The organism is Brenneria uluponensis (assembly GCF_032395385.1).
Taxonomy (GTDB): domain Bacteria; phylum Pseudomonadota; class Gammaproteobacteria; order Enterobacterales; family Enterobacteriaceae; genus Prodigiosinella; species Prodigiosinella aquatilis.
Window position 1 is genome coordinate 699318 of the sequence record NZ_CP135917.1, and the last position, 13537, is coordinate 712854.

The window sequence follows — 13537 nt, forward strand, 5'->3', positions numbered from 1 at the left end:
ACACAACTCCAGTTTATTCCTGCACTGTGGGATGTTCGGCCAACCAGCCAGCTAACCGGCAATATTGCTCGACGCTCACGTTTTCAGCCCGAACAGTAGGATCGACGCCAAGTTCGGTCAGTCGCTCTGGTGTAAACAGGTTTCCCAGACTGTTACGCAACGTTTTACGTCGTTGGTTAAAGGCTTCAGTCGTGATCCGTCCTAATACCCGGGTATCCACTATCGGATACGGTGATGTGGTATGTGGTACCAGACGAATTACGGCTGAATCTACCTTTGGTGCCGGTTTAAAGGCGGTCGGCGGTACTTCAAGTACCGGGATGACCTGACAATAATACTGCGCCATTACGCTCAGTCGTCCATAAGCTTTACTGTTTGGCCCGGCAACCAGACGGTTAACGACCTCTTTTTGCAACATAAAATGCATGTCGAGGATAGACTGAGTATAGCCGAACAGATGGAACATCAATGGTGTTGAAATATTATACGGTAGGTTACCAAAAACCCGCAGCGGTTGTCCCGCTTGTTGTGCCAGTTCAGAAAAATCTACCGTCATGGCATCTTGCTGAATGATGGTGAGCTTATCTTTCAGTGTTGGATGTGTTTCCAGTCGGGCCGCCAAATCACGGTCCAGCTCAATCACGGTGAAATGTTCCAAACGTTCGCCCATCGGCGCAGTCAACGCACCGAGCCCAGGGCCAATTTCCACAATGGCTTGTCCTGGCAGGGGGTGAATAGCGGAAACAATGCTATCAATAATAAACTGATCACTTAAAAAGTTTTGCCCGAAACGTTTACGGGCGAAGTGGCCTTGATGGACTCGATTATTCATTACGGTTATTGATCATTTTAATGGCAAGGTTTAATGCAGTATGAAAGCTGCCTGGATCTGCTTCACCGGTGGCCGCCAGTTCAAGGGCTGTACCGTGATCGACAGAAGTACGGATGAACGGGAGTCCTAGTGTAATATTCACTGCCCGGCCAAAACCCTGATATTTCAGAACGGGTAACCCCTGATCATGATACATCGATAGTACGGCATCGGCATGTTGCAGGTATTTAGGCTGGAATAGTGTATCCGCGGGCAGAGGGCCAATCAGTGTCATGCCAGCGCTGCGTAGTTCTTCCAGCGCCGGGATAATTATCTCCAGTTCTTCTCGTCCCATATGTCCGCCTTCACCCGCGTGTGGATTCAGGCCACACACGTAGATCGACGGTTGTGCGATACCAAATTTGGTATGCAGGTCGTGATGCAGGATAGTTATCACTTCATGCAAACTGTCTCGGGTGATCGCAGCCGAGACATCTTTTAGCGGCAGGTGCGTCGTCGCCAACGCGACGCGCAGTTCATCAGTTGCCAGCATCATGACTACTCGCTGGCACTGACTACGATCAGCAAAAAATTCGGTATGCCCGGTAAACGGAATACCGGCATCATTGATGATGCCTTTATGCACCGGCCCGGTGATCAGCGCAGCAAATTCGCCATTGAGGCAACCATCACAAGCGCGACGTAGTGTGTCGACGACATAAACACTGTTTTGTACATTCAACTGACCTGCCACGACAGTCGCCGAGGTCGGCGAGGCCAGTATTGTCAAGGTCCCCGCCAGTTGTGGTTGCGCAGGTTGATCTGGCTGATAATAACGCAGCGTCAAAGGCAGGTGTAACTGTAGTGCACGGCTCAGCAGCAGATCAGGATCCGCACACACTACCAGCTCAACCGGCCATGACTGCTGGGCCAGTGTAACGATGAGATCAGGACCAATCCCGGCGGGTTCACCGGGTGTAATTACGATGCGTTCTGTCCTGTTTTCGGTAGACATCAATTCTGTCCGTCGATAATTTTCACATAAGCAGACGCGCGTTTTTCCTGCATCCAGGTTTGTGCTTCTTCGGCAAATTTCCGGTTGAATAGCATACGATAAGCGCGCTCTTTCAGCGTCTCGTCAGTCTTGTCCACTTGACGGGTATCGAGCAATTGGATCAAATGCCAGCCAAACGAGGTGTGCACCGGTTTGCTGATTTCGCCTTTTTTCAGATTCATCAACGCATCGCGGAATGCCGGGTCGTACATGTCTGGAGATGACCAACCCAGATCACCACCCTGATTAGCGGATCCAGGATCCTGAGAAAGTAATTTGGCCTGAGCGGCAAAAGTGGTGTGGCCACTTTTGATTTGTCGAGCCACCTCTTCAAGTTTTGCCTGAGCCTGTGCATCTGTCATGACAACCGACGTTTTGAGCAGAATATGGCGGGCGTGTACTTCAGTGACGGATACATTTTTGCTTTCACCACGGATATCATTGACCCGCAGGATATGGAAACCGACACCAGAACGGATAGGGCCGATAATCTGACCTTTCTGCGCTTGTATCAGGCTTTCGGCAAACAAGGTCGGCAACTCCTGTAATTTTCCCCATCCCATTTGGCCGCCTTGTAGTGCATGCTGTCCAGCCGAGTAGGTAATAGCCAGCTTGCCAAAATTCGCACCTTGTTTGATTTCTTTAATCAGTTTGTTTGCTAACGCTTCGGCTTTGTCTACCTGTGCCTGGGTTGGGTTTTCCGATAGCGGAATCAGGATGTGGCTGAGGTTTACCTCGGTATTACCACCGTTTTGACTGGCAAGCTGTTTTGCCAGTGAATCGACTTCCTGTGGCAGAATAGTGATGCGACGACGCACTTCATTGTTACGTACTTCCGCAATGGTCATATCTTTGCGGATCTTGCTGCGATAGATATCGTAGTTTATTCCTTCCTCGGCCAGACGGCTGCGCAATTGGTCAACCGACATATGGTTTTGTGTAGCGATATTGGCGATGGTACGGTCTAACTGCTCGTCTGTTATTGTGACACCCATTCTTTGCGCCATTTGCAACACGATGTTATCCATAATCAGACGTTCAAGTACCTGGTGACGTAGCGTGCTGTCATCCGGTAGCTGCTGACCTGCATCCTGTGCATTCAGTTTGACTGACTGCAGCAGCGTATTGACATCGCTTTCCAACACGACACTGTTATCCACCACAGCAACAACTTTATCGATGACTTGTGGTGCCGCAAACGCAATGTTCGTGCTCAGAGCTAGTCCGAGAACAAGCACTTTCCAGTTCTTCATACCTTTCCCATTCATTTCATCCGCGCGGGCGGGTTAAAAGTTTAATGTCCACTGGCGTTAGACGCTTACCGTGGCCAGAGTTCCCAGCTTTATAACATTAGAAAGCACGCTGGTAAGGTAAAATTCCGGTGCCCAGCATTTTTTGCGAGCCCAGACTGTAGTCACTACTTAAGCCGCGTAATTCAACGTTAAACGATATTTTGTTATCATAAACACTACTATTTTTTGAACTGTTCCATTGCGTTATTTTACGTTCATAGCCGACATTGACCGCCCAGCAACAGGTACTGTACTGTAACCCTAGCAATTGGTCAGCTGGTTGGCTGGCTTTGGTATCGTAATAATACGCGCCAACAATTGACCAACGTCCGGCAATCGGCCAACTGGCGGTTACCCCGACCTGAGAAATCTCTTGCTGGAAACTCGAACTGGAAGTCGTAGACAGCATGGCCTGAATATATTCCGGGCTGGCGTAGCGGTAATTCAATTGAAACATCCGTTCGCTGTCGCTGCGGTATTCGAGTACTGCATCACCTACTGTGAAGCTATCCAATCGGGCGTCGTATTGTAACCCTCCGCGAACTCCCCAGTTGTCAGCGAATTTCCAGTAACTGTCACCGGCCCATACCAGGCTGCCAGTATCGGTATTACTATCAAGTGACGAGTTGTGATCGCCAGTACGGGAAGGGGTAAAGTAATAGATTTCTCCAATGGACGCATTAAAGCGTTCGACTAGTGCACTATCATACAGGCGGGTTGTCACACCGGTAGTTATCTGATTTGCTGAGGCGATACGATCCAGACCGCTATAGGTACGATCACGGAACAAGCCAGCGTAATCGTCTTGCAGCAACGTAGAGTCATAGGCGCGGATATCATCCTGATTGCGGTAAGGAATGTACAGGTACTGTGCCCGGGGTTCCAGTGTCTGGGTATAACCTTTCGCCCAATCCATATCCCGCTCAAACACCATTTTGCCATCTACCTTGAACTGGGGCAGTACACGGTTGACGTTACTTTTCAACTGATTATCAGGGTTATCCTGGTTATAACTATCCAGATTATCCTGCTGATAATGTGTCGCCATCAACTTGGTTTCGGTATCCAGGCTACCCCATCGGTTGGAAAGCGGTAGATCAAGAGTTGGCTCAAAATGTAAACGTATAGCATCTGGAAGGCTGGGATTCACGTTGGTGAATTTCACCGCCTGCCCATAAAGATGCATATCGAAAGGCCCAATATCATTCTGGTAATAATTGATATCAAGCTGTGGTTCGGCACGGTAGACGTCGTTATTCGCGGTACTGCTGAAGATCTGGTATTGCCGGGTTGATAGGGTGGCATTCCAGTTACGGTCAGCATAACCCAGGCTGAATTTCTGTGTGGCATAGCCATCGGTGGTGGAGCCGTACAGCGAATCCAGATCGGTGAAATAGTACAGATCACTGACCTTGGTATAGTCGACGTTGAAACGCCAGACTTGATCCATTACACCAGCGTGCCGCCAATAGAACAGCCAGCGGGTGTCATTGCCGTCTTTGGCATATTTACCAGATTGAGTATCATTCTTGTACTGTTTGTCGTCCGGTAGCCAATCGAATTCGACCAGGCCAGTACCGGGTGTGGTCAGATAACGAAACTCAGTCTGCCACTGCGTCCCGCGGTTGGTCTGCAGATGTGGTGTGATCGTGGCGTCGTAGTTAGGTGCAATATTCCAGTAATAAGGCGTAATCAGCTCAAAGCCGTTGCTACTGCCGTATTTTGCATTGGGGACCAGGAAACCCGAACGGCGTTTATCACCTATTGGAAGCTGTAAATAAGGGCTGTAGAACACCGGAACACCCGCAATGCGAAAACGGGCATTCCAGATTTCGGCAACTTGTTCTTGGCGGTCATGGATCACTTCCGAGCCGGCGACACTCCAGCTATCATCACCCGGCAGACATGAGGTAAAGGTGCCATTTTCCAAAATGGTATAGCGATTATTATCACGCAATTTCATTTCGTCAGCATCGCCGCGTCCCTGACGGCCTACCATTTGATAGTTACCATCATATACGTTGGTGTCTTTGGTATTGAGGTTAGACCAGGCTCGGGGGCCTTTCAGAATGACCTGATTATCATCGTAACGCACGTTGCCTGTTGCCGTCACAGTACGTATCGGTTCGGTTTTACCGGCTCCTTGCGTTTGATTCAACTCCACCTGTTGGGCGTTGAGAACACTGTTCCCTTGCTCAACATTGACATCGCCATTGAAAATAGCATTGTTGGGGTAGTTCGCTTGCGCTTGATCCGCTTGAATATGCACCGGCAGTTGGTTGGTATCGCCGGACACGAGCGGGCGATTATAAACAGGTACGCCCAGCATGCACTGTGAGGCGAGATCAGCCAGAGCGTTCTGACTATAAAGCGCCGACCAGATTAATGAGGCCAGCAAGGTTGGGAGACTTTTTTTCATACGCGGTATCAGGTGTTCCGTCATCAAAGGCGTCATGCCGGCAAACGGTCAGAGACTATATCACTCATTGGCGTAGTGCCAGTGTTAAATCCCCACCGTTTTCTATGAGCTGCCGTTAGGAGCAAAGATAAATGACAGGTATGATAAAGCAATTTTTAACCGACGGCATGGGGATTTGAGGAGTATATGCGGTATTGGGGAAAGTTGCTGGGGCTGACACTGGGTATGGTATCGAGTGGCGGCATCGGTGGAGTGATTATGGGGCTGCTGCTGGGTCATTTATTTGACAGAGTCCGTTCATCCCGTCGACGCGACTTTTTTTCTGCACAATCCAGCCGCCAGGCACTGTTTTATCTGACGACTTTTCAGGTAATGGGCCATCTTACCAAGTCAAAAGGTCGGGTTACCGAGGCGGATATCCAGATTGCCACCCAAATGATGGACCGCCTGGCGTTATATGGTGAAGATAGAGCCTCGGCCCAGCGAGCGTTTCGTGAAGGCAAGGCGAGCCAGTTTCCACTGCGAACCCGACTGCGTAAACTGCGTGATGTGTGTATCGGCCGCTTTGATCTGGTACGGATGTTTTTGGAAATTCAGTTGCAGGTGGCTTTTGTTGATGGTGCGCTGCACCCGAGTGAGCGGCGGTTGTTATATGTGTTTGCCGATGAACTGGGTGTCACCCGGGAACAATTTGAGTTGTTCATGCGTTCGATTGAGCGGGGGACTCATCAGTCCAGGCAGAATGACAATGCCTATCAGTCCCGGTCAAATGGGAAATCTTATCAGCATCGTGGTCAGTCCTATGGACAGCGTCCTCCCATCACATCACCTGGGGTCAGTATTGAAAGCGCCTGTCGCATGCTGGGGGTACGCAGTAGTGACGATGCCACTACGGTAAAACGGGCTTATCGAAAACTGATGAGTGAGCACCATCCTGACAAGATGATGGGAAAAGGGTTGTCGCCACGAATGATAGAAATTGCCAAGCGCAAAGCACAAGATATTCAAGCCGCCTACGAATTTCTCAAAACGAATAAATTTTCCTAACCAGTGATGTTTCCTCAATAGTAGGTTTCCTGCGGTGTTTCTTTTTTCTCTCCCTGATTTATGTCGTGCTATGGCTTTATGTTTGCAGTAACCCCGAAATATGCTTTTATCACCGTGTTTCCCATGACAAAAAAAGTTAAAAATCGGCTTCACAACGAAAGTGCATCGGAGTGAGAAATGCCGGATGAGTGATGCACAATTCCTGGGCGTGCAGTAACAGGCGTGGTGCCAACGCTTTGGCCGCTGGATGGGCATAAAAGCCATCCCCCAGAATAGGGTGTCCCAAGGCCAGCATATGAACCCGTAATTGGTGAGAACGCCCGGTGATAGGCATCAGTTTAACCCGTGTGGTGCCATCGTCGTCGCGCGCCAGTACCTGATATTCAGTTTGTGCTGCCTTGCCTTGTTCAAAACAGACTTTTTGCTTCGGGCGGTTCGGCCAGTCGCAAATCAACGGGAGGTCCACCATGCCTTCATCCTGTTCCAGGGTTCCCCAAACACGGGCGAGGTAGGATTTCTTTGGCTCACGCTCGCGAAACTGGCGTTTTAGTTCCCGCTCTGCCGCTTTGTTCAGGGCAACCACCATCACACCACTGGTCGCCATATCCAGACGATGCACCGATTCGGCTTGCGGAAAATCAGCCTGAATACGGTTCATGATACTGTCTTTGTGCTCCGGCGCACGGCCAGGGACGGATAGCAGTCCGCTAGGTTTGTTGACCACCATAATGTGCTGATCCTGATACAGGATGTGCAGCCAGGGATCTGCGGGGGGATTATAAGGTTCCATCAAGGCTCCAGACAGCTACAACGTTTTATAATAGAACACACGGGGATGAGTTCATCCCCGTGGTAGGCCCGGGTATCCGACGGCAACCGGTGGATCATCAGCCGCGGTAAAGGCATTATCGTTTTAGCGCGCTGATAATACATTTACTGGTGAGAAACCACCACCAGACGGATTGCATCCAGACGCCAGTTGGCCTGCTGTAGGTTGCTTAATACTTGTTCTCGCTGGGTTTCCAGCGCCTGCAACTCATCATCACGGATGTTGGGATTAACCGCTTTCAGCGCTTCCAGACGTTCCAGTTCACGGCGTAACTGTTGATCGGCATGGTGCTGAGCATCGGTAATGAGCTGGCGTGCGTGTACTTCTACCAATGGCTCCGCTTTTTGCAGCATGTCGTGGACTTCCGCCTGTACCGCATTTACCAATTTGCTGGATGTATGACGATTCACGGCATTCAACTGACGGTTGAAACTTTCGAACTCCACCTGCGCAGCCAGATTCGTCCCTTTACGATCCATCAGCAGACGTACTGGGGTCGGTGGCAGAAAGCGAGTTAACTGGAGTTTTTTCGGTGCCTGGGCTTCTACCACATAGACCAGTTCCGTCAGCAGTGTGCCTACCGGTAACGCCTTGTTCTTCAACAGGGAAACGGCACAACTTCCGGTTTCCCCGGACAGGATCAGATCCAGCCCGTTGCGGATCAGCGGATGCTCCCAACTGATGAACTGAGCGTCTTCACGGGATAACGCCTGTTCCCGGTCGAAAGTGATAGTGCAGCCATCCTGCGGGAGTCCGGGAAAATCCGGCACCAGCATATGATCGGACGGCGTTAGTATGATCATATTGTCACTGCGGTCTTCCTGATGAATCCCGATAATATCGAACAGATTGAGTGCGAAGTTTACCAGATTGACGTCGTTGTCCTGCTCGGCGATCGCCTGGCACAGTTCCTGCGCCTGTTCACCACCGTTGGAGTGCATTTCCAACAGTCGATCACGGCCTTGTTCCAGTTGCTGCTTAAGCGCTTCATGCTGCTGGCGGCAGGCGCTGATAAACTCTTCCAGCCCTTCCGGTTCACCCGGTGTCGTCAGCCGGGTTATCAGCTGTTCATAGTGGCTGTCATAAATGGTGCGTCCGGTAGGGCAGGTATGCTCAAAGGCATCCAGACCTTCGTGATACCAGCGTACCAGCAACGCTTGTGCGGTATTTTCCAGATAAGGCACCAGAATCTGGATTTCTTGCGTCTGACCGATACGGTCCAGACGCCCGATACGCTGTTCCAGCAGATCCGGGTTGAAGGGGAGATCAAACATGACAAGATGGCTGGCAAACTGGAAGTTGCGACCTTCTGAGCCGATTTCCGAACAGATCAGCACCTGCGCGCCTTCCTCTTCAGAAGCAAAATAGGCGGCGGCCCGGTCACGTTCCAGAATAGACAATCCTTCGTGGAAGACGGCGGCCCGGATAGCTTCACGGGTACGTAATACCTGTTCCAGTTGTAACGCAGTGGCGGCCTGAGCGCAAATCACCAGCACTTTTTTGTCCCGGTGAGTGGTCAGATAGTTGAGCAGCCATTCCACGCGCGGATCGAAGCTCCACCAGGTTGCATTTTCATCTTCAAACTGCTGGTAGATCTGTTCCGGATAGAGCATATCCCGGGCGCGGGGTTCTGGGGTTTTCCCCGCGTTCATGATATCGGACACTTTGATGGCGGTTTGATATTGCGCCGGCAGCGGAAGTTTAATCTGATGCAGTACCCGCTGTGGGAAGCCCTTTACTCCCTGACGAGTGTTGCGGAACAGTACGCGGCTGGTGCCGTGGCGATCCATCAGCATCGTGATCAGTTCGTGGCGGGCCTGTTCCCGATCTTCGCTATCGCTGTTGATGGATTTCAGTAAGGGTTCAATGTCTTGCTCGCCCAGTAACTCACTCAAGGCGTTCAGTTCGGCGGAACTGGCTTTGTTACCGGCCAATAGCAGAGTGACGGCATCGGCCACCGGGCGATATTGCTGTTGCTCGGCGATAAATTCGTGATAGTCGTGAAACCGGTTTGGATCCAGCAGTCGCAGACGGGCAAAGTGGCTCTCCTGACCTAGCTGTTCCGGTGTCGCCGTTAGCAATAATACCGCCGGAGTAGCGCTGGCCAGATGCTCAATCGCTTGATATTCCGGGCTGGGTGCCGCTTCACTCCAGACCAGATGGTGGGCTTCATCCACAACCAGCAAGTCCCAGTGGGCATGCAGTAGTTGCCCAAACCGTGTGGCATTGCGCTGTACAAAACCCAGCGAACAAATAATCAATTGCTCTGTTTCAAAGGGGTTGTCGCTATCCAACCTGGCTTCGGCATAGCGTTCATCGTCAAACAGTGAAAACAGTAGATTGAAGCGGCGGAGCATTTCTACCAGCCACTGATGTTGCAGCGTTTCCGGTACCACGATAAGTACGCGTTCAGCCCGGCCTGCTAACAGTTGTTGGTGAATGATCATACCGGCTTCGATAGTTTTCCCCAGACCAACTTCGTCCGCCAGTAGTACGCGTGGAGCATGTCGCTGTCCTACTTCACGGGCAATATGTAACTGATGAGGAATCAGGCTGGCACGCATCCCGCGCAGACCACCCCAGGGTTGCAGCGCCTGCTCATGCTGATGATTGCGGGCGCGGTAACGCAATGCAAAGCGATCCATACGATCGATCTGTCCGGCGAACAGGCGATCCTGTGGTTTGTTGAATGTGAGTTTGCTATCAAGAAAAACTTCCCGCAGCTCGACCGGGCTATCGTCATCCAGTCGACGACCCACATAGGTACGCAGACCATTTTCATCGCGGATATCGTCTATCCGCAGTTGCCAGCCCTCATGGCCGGTGATGGTATCACCAGGGTTGAACATCACTCGGGTGATCGGGGCATCACTTCTGGAATAGAGGCGGTTCTCACCGCTGGCAGGGAAGATCAGGGTAACCATCCGGGCATCTACTGCCACTACGGTTCCCAATCCCAGTTCGCTTTCTGTATCGCTGATCCAGCGTTGACCAAGTGTAAAAGGCATAAATTCTAAGCTCGATACTCATCGTTGTCGGAGAATGTAAGGTGATTCTTACTTTTTGTTGCCTGCCTGGAGGGCGTATCTCGGGCAATACACTACCCGTCATGCGCGACAGACGTCCCGTCAGGCACGACCCTTCTCGCAGTGCGTGGGTTTTCTTTCAGAAAGGGCGCTATGGTAATGGATGGTGACACGTTCGTCACCTGCCAAACGTCTTTCGGGCCATTAAAATAGTCCCAGTTGTCCGGTAATCAATGTGGAAAACTCATCGTGCAAGAACGGTAGGATGGCATCAGCTATCGGCTGTAACTGCTTTTCCATATAGTGCTGATAATCCAGTGGGGAATGCCGTGTTTCCAGTGGCTCCGGACCATTTACTGTCATAACGTAGCTGATCCAACCTCCCGTCTGGTATTGCAATGGACGCCCTAATCGGCGGTTATAATCATCGGCCATTTTCGCGGCTCGCGCATGAGGCGGCACATTGCGTTGATAGTCGTTTAGATTACGACGTAACCGTTTACGGTAAACCAGCAGTTCATCATAGTCTCCGTTCAGGGTTTTGCTGACATATTCCCGTATCCATTCCTGATAAGATTGGCGCTGAAAAATGCGCCAATAGAGCTGTTGTTGGAACTGTTGCGCCAGTGGTGTCCAGTCGGATCGGACGGTTTCCAGTCCTTTAAACACGATTTGCTCACCCTGCGCCGTGTGCGTCAGGCCGGCATAACGTTTTTTGCTGCCTTGCTCCGCTCCCCGGATGGTGGGCATCAGAAAACGGCAGAAGTGTGTTTCATACTCCAGTTCCAGCGCGCTGGTCAACCCATGTGTCTGGTTCAGATGCTGTTGCCACCATTGATTAACGTATTGTACCAGTGTCTTGCCAATAGCATCGGCTTCTTCTTCACTGTGGGCCCGATTAAGCCACACAAAGGTAGAATCGGTATCGCCATAAATCACCTGATAACCCCTGGACTCAACCAGTATGCGTGTTTGCTGCATAATTTCATGACCACGCAAGGTAATGGATGAAGCTAGTCGCGGATCGAAAAAGCGGCAGCCGCTGGCGCCTAGCACACCATAAAAGGCATTCATGATAATTTTCAGCGCCTGGGATAAGGGGGCATTCCCGGTACGTTTGGCCACATCCCGCCCTTGCCAGATCTGATCGACAATCGCGGGCAGACAATGCTGATCCCGTGAAAACCAGGCTCCCCGGAAACCGGCGACTGCGTGTTGTTCATCCGGTTGCTGCATACCGACCACCAGTCCCACTGGATCGATGAGAAAAGTGCGGATAATCGAGGGATAAAGGCTTTTATAATCCAGCACCAGTACCGAATCATACAGGCCGGGGCGGGAGTCCATCACGTAACCGCCGGGGCTGGCCTCGGGGGCGATTTCTCCCAGATTGGGCGCGACAAAACCGGCGCGGTGCATCCGTGGCAGGTAAAGGTGCGTGAACGCCGCCACTGAGCCACCATTACGATCTGCCGCCAGACCGGTGACGCTGGCCCGCTCCAGCAGAAACGGTAACAAACGGGTCTTTTCAAAAATACGGGTAACCAGTTCACAGTCTTTCAGATTGTAGTATGCCAGCGCGGGTTTGTTCTCGGCGAAGCGCTGGTCGATTTCATCCATGCGTTGATAGGGGTTGTTGATGGCTTTCCCTTCCCTCAATAAGGATTGTGCTACAAATTCCAGACTGAACGAGGCGAAGTTCCAGGTGGCGGATTTTAATGCTTCGATGCCATCGACGATCAACCGTCCTGGCGCGCTGGCAAAAAAATGTCCCTGTTTATAGCCATGTTCCCGCCACTCCAGTTCGCGGTTTCCCCGACCCAGCCGTAGCGGAATACGGTAGCGTTCAGCGTGTTTTTGCAAGACCCGCAGATCAAACTGCACCAGACTCCAGCCGATGATCATGTCCGGGTCATAGTGTTGTATCCATTGATTGAGTTTTTCCAGCAATTGCGGTCGGCTGGCGACATACTCCAGCGTAACGTCTTTTGCGTCATCCGGATTGCCATTCGGTGGCCCCAGCATAAATACCTGACGCTGCCCACACCCTTCCAGACCAATGCAATAAAGTTCGCCATTTCGGTTGGTCTCAATATCCAAAGATACCAGGGTGAGTTGGGGACGATAGGTGGGATCCGGCTTCATTTTCACCTGATCGATAAGCCCGGATGCGGTAGTTTCGCCGCTGAACCAGACCGGCGCGGTGATGAACCGCTCCATCAGAAAACGCTCCGGTGGGCGGATGTCGGCTTCATATACGGTAATACCGGCTTCCTGTAGCTGTTTTCCCAGTCGCAGCAGTTGTCGGTATTGGCAACAATACAGCCCCAGCAGGGGTTCATGGTGGAAACTTTTCAGTTCCAGTGGCCGGAGTTGCCAGTGTTTTTCGCCGGCCAGCAACGCGGTGGCCTGTGCCTGATGTTGTGCCGGAATAAAAGCTACTGCCTGTTGCAATGGCAGACGTACTTGCTGTGGTCCGGATTCGGTAGCCAGCCAGAATTCGACTTGAATACCGGCGGAGGTATCCTGCCAATGACGGGTAAGCACAAAGCCCTGACAAGCCTGAGACACCGTTATCGCCCTTTGTCGGAGGAAAAGAAGAGTATATCTGAAAGTATGGTTATTTATACAGTGTCAGTCCAGGTTTTTATTTTCTCAATATGAATCAGGTAAACCGTGAATGTTATTTATCTGTTATTAATGTTTTTTTATTTAACCTTTATTACCCCAATAGAATAAAAAATTGAGAAAAAACATAATTTAGAAATAATCACTAAAAAAATAAACTCTGTAAATTATAAGCAGACAATTATAAAAATTTTCCCGCTGAAATAAATAATCAGACCTGGGTCTGCGCTATTTGTTGATTTTTTTATAGAAAGGGATATTCCCCACGCACTATAAGAAAGCAATTGGGAAACCCGTTGGTGCAGAGGGCTGGTTGATCAATGAATAAAGAAGAAAATAGCACAGGTATTTTTTATTACTTATTGATTATTAAATGATTAATTATTTTTTAATTCCTGGCATATTTATTGCTGAATGTAAAATGGTGCACA

General features: G+C 50.7%; 8 protein-coding genes. 1 reads left to right on the forward strand and 7 read right to left on the reverse strand.

What is annotated here, in order from left to right:
- Positions 1-13: 13 nt before the first annotated feature.
- From rsmA to lptD, 4 genes are all read right to left on the reverse strand, one after another.
- Complete coding sequence (gene rsmA, locus RS889_RS03305; protein WP_315709272.1) at positions 14-832, reverse strand: 16S rRNA (adenine(1518)-N(6)/adenine(1519)-N(6))-dimethyltransferase RsmA; 819 nt, start codon at positions 830-832, stop codon at positions 14-16.
- Complete coding sequence (pdxA, locus tag RS889_RS03310) at positions 825-1826, reverse strand: 4-hydroxythreonine-4-phosphate dehydrogenase PdxA (RefSeq protein WP_315709273.1); 1002 nt, start codon at positions 1824-1826, stop codon at positions 825-827. The genes rsmA and pdxA overlap by 8 nt, the downstream gene beginning before the upstream one ends.
- Positions 1826-3118 (reverse strand): peptidylprolyl isomerase SurA, encoded by a 1293-nt coding sequence (gene surA, locus RS889_RS03315; protein WP_315709274.1) that lies wholly within the window; start codon positions 3116-3118, stop codon positions 1826-1828. The genes pdxA and surA overlap by 1 nt, the downstream gene beginning before the upstream one ends.
- A 97-nt stretch (positions 3119-3215) precedes the next feature.
- Complete coding sequence (gene lptD, locus RS889_RS03320; RefSeq protein WP_315709275.1) at positions 3216-5612, reverse strand: LPS assembly protein LptD; 2397 nt, start codon at positions 5610-5612, stop codon at positions 3216-3218.
- 150 nt (positions 5613-5762) lie between these two features.
- Between lptD and djlA the strand changes: the two genes are divergently transcribed.
- Complete coding sequence (gene djlA / locus RS889_RS03325) at positions 5763-6623, forward strand: co-chaperone DjlA (protein ID WP_315709276.1); 861 nt, start codon at positions 5763-5765, stop codon at positions 6621-6623.
- A gap of 136 nt (positions 6624-6759) precedes the next feature.
- Here the strand turns inward: djlA and rluA are convergent, their stop codons facing one another.
- The 3 genes from rluA to RS889_RS03340 form a co-directional block, all read right to left on the reverse strand.
- Positions 6760-7413: a bifunctional tRNA pseudouridine(32) synthase/23S rRNA pseudouridine(746) synthase RluA gene (gene rluA, locus RS889_RS03330; protein ID WP_315709277.1), complete on the reverse strand. Its 654-nt coding sequence runs from the start codon at positions 7411-7413 to the stop codon at positions 6760-6762.
- Between the two features lie 143 nt (positions 7414-7556).
- Positions 7557-10460, reverse strand: coding sequence for an RNA polymerase-associated protein RapA (rapA, locus tag RS889_RS03335; protein WP_315709278.1), 2904 nt, complete (start codon positions 10458-10460; stop codon positions 7557-7559).
- Positions 10461-10682: 222 nt separating this feature from the next.
- Positions 10683-13049, reverse strand: a complete 2367-nt coding sequence (locus RS889_RS03340; RefSeq protein ID WP_315709279.1) for a DNA polymerase II — start codon at positions 13047-13049, stop codon at positions 10683-10685.
- Between the last annotated feature and the right edge of the window lie 488 nt (positions 13050-13537).